General features: G+C 60.8%; 20 protein-coding genes and 1 tRNA gene. 4 read left to right on the plus strand and 17 right to left on the minus strand.

The window, feature by feature from the left end:
* Nucleotides 1–96 precede the first annotated feature (96 nt).
* The 6 genes from PM04_RS11655 to PM04_RS11680 all read right to left on the minus strand — a co-directional run bounded on the left by PM04_RS11655 (nucleotide 97) and on the right by PM04_RS11680 (nucleotide 7,501).
* Complete coding sequence (locus tag PM04_RS11655) at nucleotides 97–1,893, minus strand: aminopeptidase P family protein (protein WP_038006954.1); 1,797 nt, start codon at nucleotides 1,891–1,893, stop codon at nucleotides 97–99.
* Nucleotides 1,893–3,764, minus strand: coding sequence for a cobaltochelatase subunit CobT (cobT, locus tag PM04_RS11660; RefSeq protein ID WP_038006957.1), 1,872 nt, complete (start codon nucleotides 3,762–3,764; stop codon nucleotides 1,893–1,895). Before cobT ends, PM04_RS11655 begins: the two co-directional genes overlap by 1 nt.
* A 79-nt stretch (nucleotides 3,765–3,843) precedes the next feature.
* Nucleotides 3,844–4,815, minus strand: coding sequence for a cobaltochelatase subunit CobS (gene cobS / locus PM04_RS11665; RefSeq protein WP_369793311.1), 972 nt, complete (start codon nucleotides 4,813–4,815; stop codon nucleotides 3,844–3,846).
* A 264-nt stretch (nucleotides 4,816–5,079) separates the two neighbouring features.
* Entirely contained in the window at nucleotides 5,080–6,414 is a 1,335-nt protein-coding gene (locus tag PM04_RS11670; RefSeq protein ID WP_038006961.1) for a PepSY domain-containing protein, read from the minus strand.
* Between the two features lie 43 nt (nucleotides 6,415–6,457).
* On the minus strand, nucleotides 6,458–6,820 hold the full coding sequence (locus PM04_RS11675; RefSeq protein ID WP_038006964.1) for a hypothetical protein: 363 nt from the start codon (nucleotides 6,818–6,820) through the stop codon (nucleotides 6,458–6,460).
* Between the two features lie 54 nt (nucleotides 6,821–6,874).
* Nucleotides 6,875–7,501: a J domain-containing protein gene (locus PM04_RS11680; RefSeq protein ID WP_116904192.1), complete on the minus strand. Its 627-nt coding sequence runs from the start codon at nucleotides 7,499–7,501 to the stop codon at nucleotides 6,875–6,877.
* Between the two features lie 79 nt (nucleotides 7,502–7,580).
* On the opposite strand from PM04_RS11680, the gene PM04_RS11685 reads away from it, so the two are divergent.
* A complete protein-coding gene (locus PM04_RS11685) occupies nucleotides 7,581–7,838 on the plus strand; it encodes a BolA family transcriptional regulator (protein ID WP_081946074.1) in 258 nt (85 codons plus the stop codon).
* On the opposite strand, the gene PM04_RS11690 is transcribed toward PM04_RS11685, so the two are convergent.
* The 4 genes from PM04_RS11690 to PM04_RS11705 form a co-directional block, all read right to left on the minus strand.
* Complete coding sequence (locus PM04_RS11690; protein WP_052068451.1) at nucleotides 7,828–8,175, minus strand: DUF4177 domain-containing protein; 348 nt, start codon at nucleotides 8,173–8,175, stop codon at nucleotides 7,828–7,830. The two genes, PM04_RS11685 and PM04_RS11690, sit on opposite strands and share 11 nt — an antisense overlap.
* Before the next feature lie 34 nt (nucleotides 8,176–8,209).
* Entirely contained in the window at nucleotides 8,210–8,650 is a 441-nt protein-coding gene (locus tag PM04_RS11695) for an NUDIX hydrolase (RefSeq protein WP_038006965.1), read from the minus strand.
* Nucleotides 8,647–9,072 (minus strand): hypothetical protein, encoded by a 426-nt coding sequence (locus PM04_RS11700; RefSeq protein WP_038006966.1) that lies wholly within the window; start codon nucleotides 9,070–9,072, stop codon nucleotides 8,647–8,649. The genes PM04_RS11695 and PM04_RS11700 overlap by 4 nt, the downstream gene beginning before the upstream one ends.
* Nucleotides 9,073–9,315: 243 nt before the next feature.
* Nucleotides 9,316–9,400 (minus strand) — tRNA-Leu (locus tag PM04_RS11705).
* 131 nt (nucleotides 9,401–9,531) lie between these two features.
* On the opposite strand from PM04_RS11705, the gene PM04_RS11710 reads away from it, so the two are divergent.
* Together PM04_RS11710 and PM04_RS11715 are read left to right on the plus strand one after the other, a co-directional pair.
* Nucleotides 9,532–10,110, plus strand: coding sequence for a YqaA family protein (locus PM04_RS11710; RefSeq protein WP_038007182.1), 579 nt, complete (start codon nucleotides 9,532–9,534; stop codon nucleotides 10,108–10,110).
* Between the two features lie 11 nt (nucleotides 10,111–10,121).
* On the plus strand, nucleotides 10,122–10,586 hold the full coding sequence (locus PM04_RS11715) for a disulfide bond formation protein B (RefSeq protein ID WP_038007184.1): 465 nt from the start codon (nucleotides 10,122–10,124) through the stop codon (nucleotides 10,584–10,586).
* Nucleotides 10,587–10,655: 69 nt separating this feature from the next.
* Here the strand turns inward: PM04_RS11715 and gatB are convergent, their stop codons facing one another.
* Nucleotides 10,656–12,188: an Asp-tRNA(Asn)/Glu-tRNA(Gln) amidotransferase subunit GatB gene (gene gatB, locus PM04_RS11720; protein WP_038007185.1), complete on the minus strand. Its 1,533-nt coding sequence runs from the start codon at nucleotides 12,186–12,188 to the stop codon at nucleotides 10,656–10,658.
* A gap of 167 nt (nucleotides 12,189–12,355) precedes the next feature.
* Here gatB and PM04_RS11725 point away from each other — a divergent pair, with 167 nt between their 5' ends.
* Complete coding sequence (locus tag PM04_RS11725) at nucleotides 12,356–13,081, plus strand: transglycosylase SLT domain-containing protein (protein WP_081946090.1); 726 nt, start codon at nucleotides 12,356–12,358, stop codon at nucleotides 13,079–13,081.
* A gap of 3 nt (nucleotides 13,082–13,084) precedes the next feature.
* Here the strand turns inward: PM04_RS11725 and PM04_RS11730 are convergent, their stop codons facing one another.
* The 6 genes from PM04_RS11730 to PM04_RS11755 all read right to left on the minus strand — a co-directional run bounded on the left by PM04_RS11730 (nucleotide 13,085) and on the right by PM04_RS11755 (nucleotide 18,878).
* On the minus strand, nucleotides 13,085–14,050 hold the full coding sequence (locus PM04_RS11730; RefSeq protein WP_324618326.1) for an AEC family transporter: 966 nt from the start codon (nucleotides 14,048–14,050) through the stop codon (nucleotides 13,085–13,087).
* Nucleotides 14,019–14,861 carry an MBL fold metallo-hydrolase gene (locus tag PM04_RS11735; RefSeq protein WP_038006970.1) on the minus strand — a complete coding sequence of 281 codons (843 nt, stop codon included), beginning with the start codon at nucleotides 14,859–14,861 and terminating at the stop codon, nucleotides 14,019–14,021. Before PM04_RS11735 ends, PM04_RS11730 begins: the two co-directional genes overlap by 32 nt.
* Nucleotides 14,862–14,999: 138 nt before the next feature.
* Nucleotides 15,000–15,788: a TatD family hydrolase gene (locus tag PM04_RS11740; protein ID WP_038006972.1), complete on the minus strand. Its 789-nt coding sequence runs from the start codon at nucleotides 15,786–15,788 to the stop codon at nucleotides 15,000–15,002.
* A gap of 18 nt (nucleotides 15,789–15,806) precedes the next feature.
* Complete coding sequence (locus PM04_RS11745) at nucleotides 15,807–16,946, minus strand: DNA polymerase III subunit delta' (RefSeq protein ID WP_038006974.1); 1,140 nt, start codon at nucleotides 16,944–16,946, stop codon at nucleotides 15,807–15,809.
* Nucleotides 16,947–17,029: 83 nt separating this feature from the next.
* Nucleotides 17,030–17,650, minus strand: a complete 621-nt coding sequence (tmk, locus tag PM04_RS11750) for a dTMP kinase (protein ID WP_038006976.1) — start codon at nucleotides 17,648–17,650, stop codon at nucleotides 17,030–17,032.
* A gap of 7 nt (nucleotides 17,651–17,657) precedes the next feature.
* A complete protein-coding gene (locus tag PM04_RS11755) occupies nucleotides 17,658–18,878 on the minus strand; it encodes a D-alanyl-D-alanine carboxypeptidase family protein (protein WP_038006978.1) in 1,221 nt (406 codons plus the stop codon).
* Between the last annotated feature and the right edge of the window lie 32 nt (nucleotides 18,879–18,910).

Below are 18,910 nucleotides of genomic sequence, written 5' to 3' on the forward strand. Positions count from 1 at the left end.
AAACTGTGCAGAAAGCCACTGCCATGCGCGTGTGACATAGGTGTGACGGCTTCTTATGCACAAAGCGGGTGGCTGAGCACCCTATACGACCTGCGACTATAGGGGCGCGCAGGCCGCCGTGAGCCATGCCAAAGGCGCGGTATCCAGCTGAGACCCTACCTTGGCGAGGACTTCGCCATGATAGGCATCCAGCCAATCTCGCTCCGCCGGGGCTAGGATCGTGACATCAATCAAACGCCGATCAAACGGTACGAAGGTCAACGTCTCAAATGCATACTGCGTGCGCTCTGGGTCACCACCGGGCAGGGCAGGGGCGGGCTGCACCACGATCAGGTTCTCCAACCGAATGCCAAATCGTCCCTCTAGGTAGTATCCCGGCTCATTGCTGAGGATCATCCCGGGTTCCAGCGGCAGATCGGAGACTCGGCTGAGGCGCTGTGGCCCTTCATGCACGCTAAGGTACACGCCAACGCCGTGACCCGTGCCATGGTCAAAATCGCGCCCCGCCGCCCAAAGCGGCGCACGGGCCAGCGCGTCCAGATGTGCTCCCGCAACGCCCTTCGGGAACCGCGCACGCGATATCGCGATAAGCCCCTGAAGCACTTGGGTATAGGCGGTGCGCTCCTCTGGGCCGGGCTCGCGCAGGGCCATCGTCCGAGTGATGTCGGTGGTGCCGTCCAAATATTGCCCGCCGCTGTCCACCAGCAGGAGCGTATCGTCCGCAAGGGGGCGGTTGGTTTCCTTGGTGACACGGTAGTGCATGATCGCGCCGTTGGGGCCGCTGCCACAGATTGTTTCAAAACTAATATCGCGCAGGGCATTGGTTTCGCGCCGGAACCCTTCGAGTGCTGTGACAACGTCGATCTCTGACAGGCTGTCTTTGGGGGCACTGTCGAGCCACGCGAGGAATTTCACCACCGCGCTTGCATCCCGCAAGTGGGCCGTGCGGGTGGCGGTGATTTCGGCGTCGGTTTTGGCGGCCTTGGGCAGGGCGCAGGGGTCACGGGTGTCGACGGGTGTCGCACCTGCCGCCATCAGCGCGCGATAGACCGCGAGTGGGGCTGTGCCATAGTCCACTGCGACCTTGCCCGTCAGCTCGGACAGGGCGGGTGCAAACCCTGCGGGTGCAGCTATTGTGACGCCCTCTAGTGGTGCGATGCCTTCTAGTTTCTTGGCGTCAATGAACAGGGTGACTGTGCCGTCATCGTGCAAGATCCCCAGACACTGCGCAATCGGGTTGCGCGGGATATCCGCGCCGCGAATGTTCAAAAGCCAGTTGAGGCTGTCGGGCAGGGTCAGCACAGCCGCCGATTGTCCCGCTTTGCGCAAGTCCGCTGCAAGGCTGGTGCGCTTGTCCTCGGCGCTTCGCCCAGCAAGAGCGTCTGGGTAGACCATCACAGGCTCGGTCGGCGGGGCGGGGCGATCCTGCCAAATGCGGTCCAACAGATTGTCTGTTTCACGCAGATCAGCGCCGTTGTCCTCAAGGGCGGTGGCAAGGGCGAGGCCCTCTCTAACCGTGTGCAACCACGGATCAATCGCCAGAGTTTGGTCCTTGGTCATGCGCGCCGTGAGCCACTCCGCCAAGCCGGTCTCTGGCCAATGCACGGGGGTAAAGCTGCCCAAATCGACCTGATGCTTAACCTGAACGCGGTAACGTCCATCCACGAAAACACCGGCTTGATCACGCAAAGCCGCGCAAAATCCGGCGGACCCGGTGAACCCCGTAAGCCACGCCAAGCGGTCATCGCAAGGGGCCACGTATTCACCTTGGTGAACGTCCGCGCGTGGGATCAGAAATCCATCGACGCCCTCAGCCTCCATGATGCGGCGCAGGGCCTCCAATCGGGGGGGGCCGTTTTCGGGGCGCGCGCTCACGGAGAAGTCTTGAAACACTAGGAAACCTTTTTCATTCCAGCGAACCGCGCCCTTGCGCGCGGGTCCGTATCAAAGAGAGATGCAAGCTGCTCGGTCATCGCGCCCGCCAATTGCTCAACGTCGGTGATGGTTACGGCACGCTCATAATAGCGGGTCACGTCGTGGCCGATCCCGATGGCGATCAGTTCGATTTGCTTGCGCTTTTCCACCATGGCGATCACGTCGCGCAGGTGTTTTTCGAGGTAATTAGCCGGGTTTACCGACAGGGTGCTGTCGTCCACGGGCGCACCATCGGAAATCACCATCATGACCTTGCGCGCCTCGGGGCGGGCCAGCATCCGGCGCTGCGCCCATTCCAGCGCTTCACCGTCGATGTTTTCCTTCAGAAGGCCCTCTTTCATCATCAACCCAAGGTTGGGCCGCGTCCGACGCCATGGCGCGTCGGCTGATTTGTAGATGATGTGGCGCAGGTCGTTCAGGCGCCCGGGCTGTTGGGGGCGTCCCTCCTTGAGCCATTCCTCACGGCTCAGGCCGCCCTTCCACGCGCGGGTCGTAAAGCCGAGGATTTCGACCTTAACACCGCACCGTTCCAGCGTGCGGGCCAGAACGTCGGCGCAGATTGCCGCGATTGAGATCGGACGGCCCCGCATTGACCCAGAGTTATCCAGCAAAAGCGTCACGCAGGTGTCGCGGAATTCTGTGTCACGCTCCATCTTGAAGCTGAGCGGTGTGGTCGGGTTGGCAACGACACGAGCAAGGCGGCCGGCATCAAGGATGCCCTCCTCCAGATCAAATTCCCAAGAGCGGTTCTGTTGCGCCTGAAGGCGGCGTTGCAATTTGTTGGCAAGCCGCGACACGGCGCCCTTAAGGGGCTCTAGCTGCTGATCCAGATAGGCGCGCAAACGCTCCAATTCGGCGGGTTCCGCAAGGTCCTCGGCGCGAATTTCTTCGTCGTGTTCGGTCCGGTACACGATGTAGCCGGGGTCCGCCTCAGAGATGGGCGCCGGTGGGGGCGGCTCCATGTTGTCCTGGCTCTCGGGCATCTCCGCTTCTTCGGCGTTCTCAGCCTCGGCCATGTCATCCATTGTGACAGAGGCCTGCGCGGGGTCGGACTGTTGTTCTTGGCTTTGCTCGGGCGAGGCCTCATCGTCCTGCTCGGACTGATCATCCTCGCCGGTGCTGTCGGGCTGCTCATCCTCATCGGACTGGCCTTCTTCGTCCTGATCCTCGTCCTCTTGGTCAGGATCGTCGCCCAGCTGATCGCCGTAGCCCATGTCATCGATCAGCTGACGGGCGAGCTTGGCAAAGGTCGCTTGGTCGGCAAGCGCGCCGTCGATACCGTCGAGCGTGCCTTCGCATTGGCCTTCGATAAAATCGCGCCACAGGTTCATGACGTTCGCCGCTGCCGGGGGCAGGTCGCGGCCAGTAGCCAGATGCCGGATCAGATAGCCCGCAGCGGTGGCCAGCGGCGCTTGGGCGGCCTCGGTGATTTCACCGTAGCCGCGACGCGACGCGTCTGAGCCGATTTTGGCGTCGATGTTGCCAGCGGTGCCGGGCATAGCGCGGGCGCCGACGGCTTCGCACCGGGCGGTTTCCATCGCATCGTAAATCTCACGTGCCATGTTCCCGCTGGGCAGGTAGCGGCTGTAGGTGCTGGCGTCGTGGTACTTGTGGCGCAGGGCAAAAGCGTCGGCTGTGCCGCGCGCCAGCAGGACCTCTTCGCGGGTCATGCGGCGCGTTACCTGTGGCAGGCGCACACTGTCGTTGGTGGCACCGGGGGGGTCCACGGAATAGCTGACGCCCAACTCAGGATCGTCGGCCAGAACCTTTGTCGCCTCCGCAAGCGCCTTTTTGAACGGATCAGCCGGGTTATCGTTGGGTTTTTTCATACTATCCTCCGGCGGCGGAGGGCGTTGCTAAGCAAGCCCGCCCGCCCAGATTTTCACGGGAAAACCCGCCGCGTGTTCCTTAGCCGAGGCTCATGCTTGCTGCACTTTCAGGCAGTTCTTCGTCAAAGCACCGCTGGTAGAATTCGGCCACTGTCTGGCGTTCCAACTCATCACATTTGTTGAGAAACGACAGGCGGAACGCATAGCCCACGTCGCCAAAGATGCGCGCGTTTTCGGCCCATGCCAGCACCGAGCGGGGCGACATCACAGTAGACAGATCGCCGTTCATGAATGCAGTCCGGGTCAGGTCGGCCACAGTCACCATCTGGCTCACGATCTGGCGGCCCTTTTCGGTGTTGTAGTGGGGCGACTTGGACAGAACGATTGCGGCTTCCGCATCGTGGCTGAGGTAGTTCAGCGTTGCGACCAGCGACCAGCGGTCCATCTGCGCTTGGTTGATCTGTTGTGTGCCGTGATAAAGGCCCGTCGTATCACCCAGACCAACGGTGTTGGCTGTCGCGAACAAACGGAACGACGGGTGCGGAGTGATAATCTCGTTTTGGTCCATCAGCGTCAGTTTGCCGTCGGCTTCCAGTACGCGCTGGATCACAAACATCACATCCGCGCGGCCGGCATCGTATTCATCAAATACGATGGCAACGGGGTTTCGCAGGGCCCACGGCAGGATGCCTTCGTGGAATTCGGTAACCTGTACGCCGTCCTTCAGCTTGATCGCGTCTTTCCCGATCAGGTCAATCCGGCTGATGTGGCTGTCGAGGTTCACGCGCACTGCGGGCCAGTTCAGCCGGGCAGCGACTTGTTCAATGTGCGTCGACTTACCCGTGCCGTGATACCCTTGGATCATGACGCGGCGATTGTAGCCAAAGCCAGCAAGGATCGCGAGCGTGGTGTCTGGGTCGAACTTGTAGGTCGGATCAATCTCAGGCACGCGATCAGAGGCTTCAGCGAACCCCTTCACCTTCATGTCTGAATCAATTCCGAACACTTCCCGGACCGAGATATCTTCGGTCGGTTTTGCAATTTGCCCCATGCCACCATCCGCCATCGTGTAATCCTTACCTTGTTGGGGGCTCTCAGCCCACCGCGTTCGACGCAACATAACGCATGAAACGGCGAGGGGAAGGGGTGTGCTGGCACTATCGCGCCTGTCTTGACTAAGACCAGCCCGCAGTCGCCTTGAACGGGTGGCAACGGCGGGCTGAACACTTGAATAAAAAGGGGAGGGGCGTCTGCCACGACCACCCCTCCCGGAGAAGGATCACGCAATATAGGGACGCTTGCGTGATCCTATCGCTCACTCGGCGGCATGCGGGGCGGACGCCCCCCGAAACCATCCAAGTTTGCGAAACAGAACCCAGTCGAGCGCGAGCACGGCGATTAGGCTGGCACCGACAAGCGGCAGTAGGATCATCATGGTCACGATCACCGCAGCCACAGGCCATGACACCTGCGCATCTGGGGCGGCAGGCACGCCGAGGCTGCCCCGCGGCCGGCGCATCCACCACGCCACAAACCCTGACACCGACAACACAACGCCCAGCACTGCGGCCACGGTGTTTTGGGCTACGTTGGCCCAGCCGTATAATTCGCCTTGGTGAAAGCTGATGCCGAGGGATTTCGCCTGGGCGACCCCGGGGTTGTCGGTGAAATCGACCCGCGCCAAGATCGCGCCGCTATACTGGTCAACAACCAGTTCTGATTGCGCGTAGCGGTTCACGCTGGCAGAGCGCATCCAATACGCGCCATCGGCTTTGCGCGGGGGGCGGATTTCATAAGGTGTGGCCAGCCCTTGGGCCGCAGCGATGGCCGCGACCTGTTCAACCGCGATCGGCTCGCCTGTGTCGGTGCTCGACTTGGGCGCAGAGCCACCGAACCGGAGCGATTTGCTTTGAGTGCCGGTGATCTCTTGGATCTTGTTCAGGCCGCCGCCCCAGACATCCGTCCACGGCAGCCCAGAGACCAAGATCGGCAAGACCAAAACCACCGCGAGCATCCCGGTGAACAGATGCATTTGCCTCCAAAACCCGCGCTTTGCGGATTGGTTTTTCGGCAGGCGGGGCAATGCCGCGCGGTCCCGCAGCCGCTGTGCGCCGCGCGGCCACCACAACACGGCCCCGGTCACCAGCATGATCACGGCCCAATGCGCGGCCAGTTCCACAAACTTGGTGCCAATGTCGCCAAGAAACAGCTCTCCGTGGAATTTTTTGACTTGGTGCATCAGCATCGTGTCGCGCGCCTGCACGGCGATGATGTCGGCGGTGTAGGGATTGATCCAAGCGTAACTGCGCACGCCTTGGGAGGTGTTGAACTCAATCCGGGTGGTATGTTCGGGCGACACGGGCGGGATCACCGCGCGCATCCGGGAAATCCCGACAAAGGTGTCGAGCTGAGCGATTTGAACGGCGATGGGCAGGGCTGTTTCCTGCGCCTCTACGTAGAAACGGTCTGCATAGAGCCAGTTTTCGATCTGAGGCTTATAAAGGTAGAGGCCCCCCGTGATCGAGAGCATCGCCATGAAGGGCAATACATAGAGAGAGGCGAGGAAATGCCATTTCCAGACAAGGCGGTAGAACGCCCCGCCACGGGCGATGGTTGGGCGGATTGAGGCCGCCCCGGTGATATCGGACATGTAGTGTGGTCTTTCGCTGCGAATTTAGGTCTGAACAAAGGGGTCAGACAGGCAGCGGGGGACCTTGGGAGGGGGGCGGTAAAACGGCCGCGAGGGGCGCAGACACAAGGTCCGCACGCGCCGCATCGCGAAGGTTGGCACGGGCAAGCGTTTGCCAAACGGGTGTTTCGGGCACGGCGATTGCAACAACCGCGTCCTTGAACACACACTTGTGGGCCTCGGTGTCGGCGACTTCGACGGGCTGACCCTCGGCGTCAATGACGATGGTCTGCATCTCAAAGCCAGAGCAGATCACGATGGTCTGGAATTGGCCGGGCATCAGCTCCATGGCTATGGCCGATGCGCGCGGGGCAAGAATACCCAGCGTGATCGTCAAAACCAAAAGAAGGCGGAGCGCGTGCTTCATGGCACCCTTGGTGCGGCAGTCGCCCCAATGGGGCAACCGCCAAGATGTCGCAGCCTATTTAAAGCTGCGACTATCCTTAATCTGATCCCAAGCCCAGACGACTTCGCCAAGCTGTTCTTCTTGGCTGCGGTCGCCTCCGTTCATGTCGGGGTGAAGCACTTTGATCAGCTTTTTGTAGGCCTTGCGGATTTCGGCCTTTTCCCAATGATCCTTTGCTTCAAGGATTTCGAGTGCTTTGCGCTCGGTGGGGGGCAGTCTGCGACCACCGCCACCGCCCTTGCCAGGATTGCGGGTAGCGTTGGCACCCAGCACCTGATGCGCGTCATCCACGCCCAAACGGGCCCAGGCGCGTTCCTCGGCGGATTGCTTGAACGGTTTGGTGGGGCGCTCGCCCACTTTGTCACGGTCAAGTTGCGCGTTGATTTCTTCTTCGGTCGTCCCGTCAAAGAAATTCCACTTCAGGTTATATTCCCGCACGTGTTCACGGCAGAACCAATAGAAGTCGTCCAGAATGTCCGGGCTTTTGGGGGCGCGGTATTGGCCCGCTTCCTCACAGCCTTTGTGTTCACAGACACGTTTTGACGTCTCAAACGCCCCGGACATGCCGCGCCGTGTGCGGTTGGTCTTTTTCTTTGCGGTCGAAACACGCATGTCGAAGTTGAATGGATCGCTGCTGCTCACGGGTGTGTCCCCTTCGTTGCAAGGCCCTAGACTTTAGACTATCTGGCGGGGGAGTGAAGAGGCAGCGAGGGGATTTTTCGTGACTAAGGCCGATAAAATTGAAGCTGCCCTGCGCGCAGCGTTTACGCCGCAGGTTTTGGATGTCGTAAACGAGAGCCATATGCATGCGGGACATGCTGGCGACGATGGTACGGGCGAGACACATTACGCCGTGCGCATCCAATCCACCGCGTTTGATGGGATGTCCCGGATTGCGCGTCACCGGGCCGTGCATGCCGCGATTGGAAAGGACCTGATGGTGCAAATCCACGCCTTGTCACTGGATATCAGCGCGTAGATTCTGCCCCTTCGTCTATCTGATCCGCGCCCTCGGGCGTGTCTGGAGGCGTTTGTGCGCGCTTGGGGCGTGCCAACAGCGGATGTGTAACGGGGGCTGCGGCTTGTTTGGGGCGGCGAAAGATCAGCATCGTGTGCTGAACTGTGCTGCGAAACAGAAGGCCGCGGCGCTCCTCCGCCGGGAGGGTGTCGGTGCGAATGTACTCCCATCCTGCGGCGCCTAGCTCGTTCATCACCACGCTTAGGGCATTGGCAAACTTCGCCTCATTGCCGCGAATACCTTTGCCGGATTTGCCGCGACGCGGGGCAGGGACGATTTTGTATTCGAAGGTTTGCATTGTGTCAGATGTCCTTTGGGAAGGGCGCGGTGCACTAAGCGAGTGCGGCTGTTTTATGGTGTGCAAGGGCTGCTGCGATGACGCGGTCGACGTTTTGACTGAACGGACGACCGGCGGCTGCGATTTCCGACAACGGAATCCATTCGGCGTCCGCGGCATCATCCGCGGCAATGGGGCTACCCGCCACATAGTGGCATAGCACGGCGGCCAACAAGTAGTGGTGGGTGATGCGGTCGTGTGCGTCGCGGCCAACCACATCTAGACAGGTGAGATAGCCTGCGGCGGTCGCGGTGACCCCGGTTTCCTCATCCAACTCGCGAACCGCAGCCTCAAGGGCGGTTTCCCCCCATTCGACGTGCCCGCCTGGAAACCCCCATAGCCCTGCGTTCGGCTCTTTGCCCCGCTGCACCATCAGGGCTGCATCGTCACGCAAGACCACCGCGATCGCGCCGACTTTGGGGCGATCCGCGCTCATAACAGCCCCGTGGGCGATTGTTTTTCGCCCCGCGCATAGAGCCAAAACAAGAGCGTGAGTGCCAAGCTGCCAGTCATCAGCGCGCAACCAACCCAACCCGCAACATCTACCATAGACGGATTGGACAGAACGAGCACCCAAAGGGTCATCCCTGAGTTGAGGACGAATGATAACCCAAACAACCAGACCGCCGCGCGGTTTAGAAGAACCAACGCCGCTCCCCCAAGCAGAGCAAGAACAACTTGAGTGGCCCAAACTGCATCAAACCACGGAGGAAGTGTTGCAAACCATTCCTGCTGCTCGGGTGTGAAGGCCTCATAGTAAGCTGGCAAACTGTATTGTACGGCCGCGTAGTCGACCAGAACAGCAACTCCATAAAATACAGTTACCAGTCCCATGAACCAGTAGTGAAAACGTTCCATCCTGTATCCTTCGCAAGCAATGGGATGAGCATACCGCTGAACTCTCATTGTGCAATGTCGTCGAAAGGACCGTACGTTTGATTCGCGGTTAACAGCCCAACCGTGGCTCGGGCGATAGCGGGACAAACCGAACTGGCCGCGTATAGCTGTTTTCAGATTTTGTGAGTGATTTCCGCAGGTTTTAAGAGGATTAACCCGTTTCCGATTGGCCGGGTCCCCGAAGGGATGCTCTTAACACTTTGCTGGTACCGGTGGCCGGACTCGAACCGGCAAGCCTTGCGGCGGGGGATTTTGAATCCCCTGCGTCTACCAATTCCGCCACACCGGCACTTGCGAGGCCCGCTCTAGCCCAGTGTCGCGAGAGCGTCAATCGCTCTCGGGCAACAGATGCATTTATTTGGCCTGATTTGCCGCGTCGCGGCATTGACGGAACTCAAAAGGCATGACACTGCCGAAAGTATGATAAGGTCTTTATACAACTGGACTATGTCCATGGCCGACCATCCCCGCGCGTTGTGGGTGCTGGCTTTTGTGGCGTTCATCGAAAGTTCGGTGTTCCCGATCCCCCCGGATATCTTGATGATTCCCATGATCCTCGCGGCCCCGCGCCGTGCGTTTTTGATCGCGGGGGTGGCCACAGTGTCATCCGTTTTGGGCGGAATGCTGGGCTATTTTATCGGCGCATTCTTTTATGACACCATCGGCGCGCCCGTTCTCGAAGCGATGGGCAAGGGCGGCTCAATGGCCGAGTTTAACAACCGCTTTAACGATTTCGGATTTTGGGCGGTTCTTGTGGCAGGGCTGACGCCTTTCCCGTATAAAGTGATAACGATTATGTCCGGTTGGACCGGGATGCCGCTTGCGACGTTTGTTGCGACGTCCATCCTTGCCCGCGGTTTGAGATTTTTTATTGTGTCTGCATTGTTATGGAAATTCGGCGCCCCGGTTCGCGCCTTCATTGAGCGTCGCCTTGGGCTTGTGTTCACCGCGTTTGTTATTTTGTTAATCGGTGGCTTTGCGGCCCTTAGGTTTTTATGATCCTGCACGATATGTCCCAAAAACAAATGGTTATGGTCGCGGCTGGCGGCTCTTTGGTGTTGCTCGCTGGTGCGTACTTGTTTCAGGCGCTGGGCTATGCACCGTGCCAGATGTGCTTGTGGCAACGCTGGCCACACGGCGCGGCAATTGTTCTGGGCTTGGTCGCTATTGCTGGCATCGTGCCACGGGTGACGGCCTATGTGGGGGCAGCTGCTGCGTTAACGACCGCAGGGATCGGCGCGTTCCATTTCGGGGTTGAGCAAGGATGGTGGGAAGGCCCAAGCGCGTGCAGTGGCGCGGGCAATGATCTGGGCACCCTCAGCGGCGCTGATCTGCTGAGCACGGCAATCCAAGACACGATCATCATGTGCAATGAAATCGCGTGGTCCTTCATGGGCCTGTCGATGGCCACATGGAATATGGTTCTGTCGTTGGTGTTCGTGGCGATTTGGCTGCGCGCGGCCCGGATGGCCTAGCACGTCAAGCCCGCTGACGAATGGTCAAATGACCCGCCGGATGCCAAGGCACCCGGCAGGATTGAGGTCTTAACCCGCCAGTTTCTTCGCAACGATTTGGTTGACGACCGCAGGGTTTGCTTTGCCGCCCGTTGCTTTCATCACCTGACCCACGAACCAACCCGCGAGCTTGGGGTTCTGCTGGGCCTTTTCGACCTGCGCGGGGTTGGCGGCGATGATGTCGTCAACGGCTTGTTCAATCGCACCTGTGTCGGTCACCTGTTTCATGCCGCGGGCTGCGACAATCTCAGCCGGGTCGCCGCCTTCGGTGTAGACGATCTCAAACAGGTCCTTGGCAATCTTGCCCGAGATTTCATCCGCTTTGATCAGCGCGATGATCCCTGCCAATTGCGCAGGCGAAACGGGGCTATCAGCGATGCCCGCATCGTCCTTTTTCAAGCGACCAAACAGCTCATTGATGACCCAGTTGGCGGCCAGCTTGCCGTCGCCTGCGGCCTCAGCCACAGCCTCGAAATAGACCGCATCGGCAGTCTCAGCCGTCAGAACGCTCGCATCATAATCGCTCAACCCAAAGTCGGACATAAACCGGGCCTTCTTGGCATCGGGCAGTTCGGGCAGCGAGGCTTCGATTTCATCGACCCACGACTGCTCAATTTCCAGCGGCAGGAGGTCGGGATCAGGGAAATAGCGGTAATCGTGTGCTTCTTCCTTGGACCGCATCGAACGGGTTTCGTTCTTGTCGGGATCATAGAGCCGGGTTTCCTGCTCGACGCTACCGCCTGCTTCAACGATGGCGATCTGGCGGCGGGCCTCGACCTCAATAGCGGCTTGGATAAACCGCATGGAGTTCATGTTCTTGATCTCACACCGGGTGCCAAGGTGCGAAAAATCCTGCGTTTCTTGGTATTTCTCATAGGCGCCGGGCAAACAGATCGAAACGTTCACGTCCGCACGCATGCTGCCGCTTTGCATGTTGCCATCACAGGTGCCCAAGTACCGCAGAATTTGGCGCAGCTTGCCCAAGTAGGCAGCGGCCTCTTCGGGTCCGCGAATGTCGGGGCGCGACACGATTTCCATCAGGGCCACGCCCGTCCGGTTCAGGTCCACGAATGACATCGCGGGGTCCATGTCGTGGATGGATTTGCCGGCGTCTTGCTCCAAATGGATCCGCTCAATGCGCACAAGCCGCGCGGTTGGGGCTTCTTTGGCTGAGCCCGCGCCCATTTCGACCAGCACTTCGCCCTCACCCACGATGGGGTGGTACAGCTGCGAAATCTGATAGCCCTGTGGCAAATCCGGATAGAAGTAGTTTTTACGGTCAAACGCCGAGGTCAGGTTGATCTGTGCCTTGAGGCCAAGGCCCGTGCGTACAGCCTGTTCTACGCAGAATTCGTTGATGACGGGCAACATGCCGGGCATGCCTGCGTCCACAAAGGCCACGTTGGAATTGGGCTCTGCGCCGAACAGGGTCGATGCGCCAGAAAACAGCTTTGAGTTTGAGCTGACCTGCGCGTGGACTTCCATTCCGATGACCAATTCCCAGTCGTGCTTGGCACCGGCAATGGTTTTGACTTTGGGCAGGTCATAGGACAGGTCGAGCATCAGGGCCTCCGGGGTCATGTCTTGGCCTTTCGTTTAGGCGAGCATGCGGGGCAGGGCAAGGGCAAGCGATGGGCGAAAACAGGCTCAAACCCCGGCTTGGGGCTGTGGAAATTGATTTTTTCTATCTGTGGCGCTACGCGACAAGGACGGCCTTGGGGGTGTGGAGCATGTCAAGCACGGTAGCAAAGGGGGCGATGGCCCTGTTGGTGTGCCTCACGGTGTCTGCGGCCTCGGCGCAAACGGCTGCTGTGTCGGATGAGGAACTCGCCGACCAGACGTTACAGGCCCCGCTGTTTTCTGCCCCTCCAATCGTGCGTCCTGCGCAGGCCAAACTGCCAAAACTACGGTGGGATCATATTAATGGGTCCCGCGCATGGACCCGGGCTGCGATGCGCGCGCTTGGGGCACATGGCGCGCCGCTGGTCGACATGGTGCCCGGTGATATCGCGCAATGGTGTCCTGCCTATCCGGAGGCCGAGCAGTGGGCGCGCAAAGCGTTTTGGGCGGGCCTTCTGAGTACCCTTGCAAAGCATGAGAGCACCTATCGCCCCGGCGTTGTCGGAGGCGGTGGCAAGTGGGTCGGCCTTGTGCAGATCCTACCCGCAACCGCGCGTGGCTATGGGTGCAGTGCGCGCACGCGTGAAGCGCTCAAGGATGGTGGGGCCAACATGTCGTGCGCCGTTCGGATCATGGCGACGACGGTGCCGCGCGACGGAGTGGTCAGCGCAGGTATGAAGGGCGTGGCTGCGGATTGGGGCCCGTTTCACAGCCGTGCCAAGCGGGAGGACATGCGCCGCTGGCTCGCCGCGCGCCCGTTTTGCAAAGCGCCGGTTGATCTGGCCTCGGTCGCGCCAATGCCTCGGCCGGGCGCTACAACGCCCGTAGCGAACTAAGGTTTAGGGTAGGATCAAAATCCAGACCGAAACCGTTACGATCGACGCCGCCGTGCCCAGTAAAACCCCAGAGGCCGAGACCCGCGTCGCTCGGCCATAGACCGCTGCAAAGAGGTAACTGTTCACACCCGGCGCCATTGCGGCGGTCAATACGGCGGCACGCAATTGCGGCGTATCTAGCGCGAGCAGTGTGCCCATACCCAGCGTCACTGCGGGGTGCAGGATCAGCGCGATAGAGATCAGCATCAAGATCGTGCGGCCATCGCCCCCGGGCTTGTAGCGGACCATAACGCCTCCCAGCCCAAAGAGGGCTGCGGGCAGGGCCGCGCTTGTCATAAGGGTCACGGCCTCCATCACCGGTGCAGGCAGGGCCAAGCCCGACAGGTTCACCGCAAGCCCAAGCCCCACGCCGATCATCAGTGCGTTACGGAACATCGCCCGGGCCACCAGTCGCGCGGTGGCAAAGGCGCCGGGGCGGGTGGCGGCGTGTCGCGCGCGGACAATCTCCATGGTGGTTAGCCCCACCAAATAGCAAAAGCCTGCGTGGATTGAGATAATCGCGAAGTTTGGCGTTAGGCTGTCGATGCCGTAGGCGCGTTCGGCGATGGGCAAGCCAAGCAAAACGGTGTTGGCGAACATCGCGGCAAAGCCGATGGCAATTGCATCCTCGGTGGGGCGGGCAAAAAAGATTTTGGCCCCTGCGATGCCTGCCATGAAACACACGATAGAGCCTGTGTAGTAGCTGGTCAGCAATCGCCAATCAAAGCTGGCCTTCAGGTCCAGCCCTGCAATGGCGGAAAACAGCAGACAAGGAATGGCGAATTTTTGGGTGAAGGTCATCAGACCTTCGGTGTGGGTCTCGGAAAAAATCCCGCGCCATACGGCCAGATAGCCCGCCGCAATCAAGACAAAGACCGGCAGCGTGACGCTAAGAACGTCACCCATCGGTGTAAGGGAGTTCGAGGACACGACCATCCCAAGCGGGGCTGATGTGCGCGGGCGTTTCTGCGTCGAGCGTCGCGTAGTCGAGGTCGATGTGCATATTGGTGATCACCCCCTGTTTGGGGGCCATCTTCGTGAACCACTCCAATGTCTTGTCGAGGTGGAAGTGGGACGAATGCGGTTCTCGCCGCAGGGCATCAAGAATCCACAGATCAAGCCCTTCGAGCGGGGGCAAGGCGGTCTCAGGGATGTCGGAGACGTCGGGCAAATACGCAGCCCCACCGACACGGAACCCAAGCGCGTCGATGCGCCCATGGGCGACTTCGAACGGGGTGAGTGTCAGGGGACCGCCGGGGCCCTCGACCGTGATGGGTGCTGGCGTGTCGATCCGGTGCATATCCAGAATGGGCGGATAATCTGAGCCGGGAGGCTGTACAAAGACATAGCCAAACCGCTGGGTCAAATTGTCGAGCGTTATGCGATCTGCCCAAACGGGCAGGCGCGCGCGCATGTTGTAGACGATCATCCGCAAGTCATCGACACCGTGCACGTGATCGGCGTGGGAGTGGGTGTAAAGAACACCGTCCAGCCGACCAACGCCTGCATCCAACAACTGCCCGCGCAGGTCCGGTGAGGTGTCAATCAGGACGGTAGTCGTGCCGTTTTTGCCCACTCGCTCCACCAGCAAAGAGCACCGCCGCCGTCGGTTTTTGGGGTTGGTTGGATCACAGTCGCCCCAGTTGCCGCCGGGCTCGCCCGACAGCCGAGGCACGCCCCCAGAGGAGCCGCAGCCCAAAATGGTGAGGCGCAAAATGTCAGGTGTGGAGGTCGAATTCATGGCGTGTTGATGCGCCTTTGACGGGTTGGATGCAAGAGCAAGGCGTATCGTTGTGGGTTGGTTAGGACTGCGAAATGGGGCGCTGCCCCCGTCTGATGAGATCAGACGCCCCCGGGATATTTCGAAACCAAAGAGGGGCTAGGGCTGTGCTTTCCAGAACAGACGCTCAAAGTTTTGTTCTAGCTGTGCGGCGAAGTCCGGGTAAGGGATTTCGAAGTGGTCGGCCATCCGCTTGGCAGTATGGGCAGAATACGCAGGTTCGTTGCGTTTGCCGCGGTAGGGGGGTGGGGCGAGATAGGGGCTGTCGGTTTCGACGAGGAGCCGGTCGCGCGGGGCTTTGGCAAATATATCGCGCAGTTCGGAGGATTTGGGGAAGGCGGCGATCCCCGAGATCGACAGATAGAAGCCAAGGTCGAGGGCGGCCTGCGCCAGTTCGGGGCTACTGGAGAAGCAGTGCATGACGCAAGTGTAGGCGCCGGCCTTGTGTTCCTCGCTGAGGATGCGGGCCATGTCGTCGTCGGCGGCGCGGGCATGGATAATGAGGGGCAGGCGGGTCTGGCGCGCGGCCTCAATGTGGATGCGTAGGCTTTCTTGTTGGATCACAGCGCTTTCGGCGGTGTAATGGTAGTCGAGGCCAGTTTCACCGATGCCGACGAATTTGGGGTGTTCTGCCAGGGTCAGCAGTTGGTCGAGGGTTGCGAGGGGTTCTTCAGCCGCGCTCATGGGGTGGGTGCCAGCGGCCCAGAATACGGGTGCGTGGCGCTCTGCGAGTGCGCGTACCTGTGGGGCATGGCGCAATTTGGTGCAGATTGTCACCATTCGGTGGACGCCAGCCTCGGCCGCGCGGGTGATCAGATCGTCATGCTCACCCTCGAACGTGTCGAAGTCGATATGGCAGTGGCTGTCGGTAATTTTGGGGGCGGTCATGAACGGGCGCTCCTGCGCTCAGGCCCAGCGACGGGCCTCGGTGTCGATTGCGTGGAGCGTATCAAGGATGACGGCGGCGGGGTCAAGGTTGACGGCGCGGGCGTGGGCGATCCGGGCGCTGTGGGTGGCCGAAAGGGTGGCCCAACTGCGTGCGGCGACGTCATGGGGCGCGAGGCGGGCAAGGATCTGTGGCTCATTCTCTGCGACGGGCGGGTTCGGCGGGCCGGTTAGCCCTGTGCGCGCAAGACGGGCCAGAAAGATCGCAATCAGTTCTGTGGTCAGCGCGTAGGTTTCTGCATTCGCAGCGCCGACGCAGGCATCCGCGCATTTGAGGGCGGTCTGCCGATCTAGCGTAGGGCGGGCCCACAGGCTGAGGAGGCGCGCATAGATGTCGAGGCCACCGCCCGATGTCATGCGCAACGCGGTTCCGACCGAGCCGTTGGCGAGCGCGTTGAGCCCCGGTGGACGCGTGGTGTCTGCGTCCGGGGCAGCTTGGTGCAACGCTTGGGTCAGGTCATCCTCGGACAGGGGCATGAAGGGAAGGGCCCGACAGCGTGAGCGGATCGTGGGCAAAAGGCGCGCAGGTTGATGCGCGATCAGAAACAGCGTCGTGTTGGCGGGCGGCTCTTCAAGGGCCTTAAGGAGCGCGTTGGCGGCCGACGTGTTTAGTTCATCCGCGGCGTCTACGATCACTGTGCGTCTGCCGCCATCGCTCGCGGACATGTGGAAAAAGTTGTGCAGGGCACGCGTGGCATCCACCGTGATTTCGGCGCTCAGCTTTTTGGTTTTTGCGTTCCAAGGGCGGCGCAGCAGGAAATGTGACGGCTCCGAGAGGGCGGCCATGCGGCGCGCGACGGGGTGGTCTGGATCTGTCTCAAGGCTGGTGGGGGTGGGGGGCGCACCAAAGAGCCCTGCGTCGCCACCGGGTGTGGGCTGCGACAACAAAAAACGGGCCGCGCGCCAGGCGAAGGTTGCTTTTCCGATGCCGCGTGGCCCGGTCAGGAGCCACCCGTGATGGAGCCTGTCCGAAGTAAAGGCGTCCAGAAACGCGGCCTCGGCGGCGGCTTGACCAAAAAGGCGCACAGTATTGCGTGGGTGTGGGGCATCCCCGGCGCGATCTGGTTCTGGCGGGGCCTCATCGGCTTCGATTACCGCCATTCGGGAGCACCTTTGAGGGAGGCAAGAGCACGATAGTTATAAAGATGCGCGCGACGGACAGCAGGGACAGTGTTTTGCATCGCTTAGACCTTTTGGCGCAGATGGCTGTCGACTGCGTCCCAGATGCGCGCGGCGACCGCGTCTTGGCTGCCCTCCGCGCTGACGGGGATGCAGCGATCGGGGGCGTCTTGGCTGAGGGCGGCGAACCCTGCAGCGAGCTTTTGTTGAAAGCCCAATCCCATCGCTTCGAACCGGTCCTCGGTCGTGTCGCGGGCAAGGCCCCGGCTCAGCGCGTGGGCGGGATCCATATCCATTACAATGGTGACGTCCGGCTCCATCCCGATCATCAGGCTGTGCAGGGCGTCGACGGTGCCGCGCAGATCGCCGCGTGTTGCACCTTGGTACACGCGGGTCGAATCCGCGAACCTGTCGCTGATGACCACCTGACCTGCGGCAAGGGCGGGGCGGATCGTGCGTTCCAAGTGATCGCGCCGAGCGGCGGTGAACAGCAAAATCTCAGTCTCGGGGGACCAACGGCCGGGATCGCCCTCAACCAGCAGGCGGCGGATTTCTTCTGCACCGGGGGCGCCTCCGGGCTCACGGGTCAGGACAACGTCGTGGCCCGCTTGCCGCAAACGATCAGCCAGCATCCGCGCTTGGGTGGACTTACCGGACCCATCGATGCCCTCAAAGCTTATAAACATATGGTTTCTACTGTTCGCTAGAAGAGAGGGGGCGCGCATCGGCAGCACCGCCCAAAAGGCGGGCCAGAACGGCTTCACCCGCAAGTTGGATGCGGCGCAGAATGCCCGCAGGTTCCACATCGGCGGCCACTCGCAGGGGTACGGTGACGGGGGTCATATCCGCGACGGTGACATGGAAGGTGCCGACTTCGGTGCCAGCCGTCAGGGGCGCGGACAGGGGGCCGTCGAACTTGATCTCACCCGAGACGTTGCGGTCGCCGACGGCGGGCATCAACAAGGACACATCGGCCCCGGCAACCAAAGGCACGGAGGACGCTGCCCCCATGAAAACGGGGGCTTCACCGACCACGGTGCCTTCGGTCAAAACGGTCGTCTGCGCGAACTGGCGAAATGCCCAGTTGACGATGCGCTCTGCCTCACGGGCGCGGGCGGCCTCAGTCTCAAGGCCTGAAATCACAAACGTAACACGCCGCTCACCCTGTAATGCAGAACCAACAAGGCCATAGCCTGCTTCTTGGGTGTGCCCGGTCTTGAGGCCATCTGCCCCGATATCAAGCCGCAAAAGCGGGTTGCGGTTACGGGTATTGGACGGCGCGCGGCCATCAAACGCAAACTCTGTTTCGGCGAACATCGTATAGTATTCGGGAAAGTCGGTGATGATTTTTTCAGCGATAAACGCGAGATCCTTCATCGACATCACATGGCCCAAGGCGGGCCAGCCGCTGGCATTGCGGAATGAACTTTGCGTCATCCCCAGATCGCGGGCGCGCTGGGTCATCATCTCGGCAAAGCCTTCTTCTGTGCCATCGGGAGACAAAGCCTCCGCCAAGACAACACAGGCGTCGTTGCCCGACAAAACGATGATCCCACGGATCAAGTCTTCGACCCGGACACGGTCTGTGGTGTCCAAGAACATGGTTGAGCCGCCAAAGGACATCGCATGCTCTGATACAGGCAAGATGGTGTCCAAGGTCAGACGCCCATCTTCCAGCGCCTCATAGGTCATCAGCAGCGTCATTAGCTTTGACATCGATGCGGGCGGCAAGGGCACATCGGCCAGCTTTGACAGCAGGACTTGCCCGGTGTTGTGGTCGATCACCACGGCCGAGGTCGCCTCGGTCTGGAACACCTGGGCAAGGCTGGCGGCGGGTGCGGCCACCACAAGGGCGATCCCCACAGCGCAGGCACGCAGCGTGGCAAAGAAAGACGGGGCGGGGCGGTCACACATCACGGGTTCTCCGTTTGGCTCAGCGCAGGGTT

This window comes from Thalassobacter sp. 16PALIMAR09 (assembly GCF_000765485.1).
In the GTDB taxonomy this organism is placed as follows: Bacteria; Pseudomonadota; Alphaproteobacteria; order Rhodobacterales; family Rhodobacteraceae; genus Thalassobacter; species Thalassobacter stenotrophicus.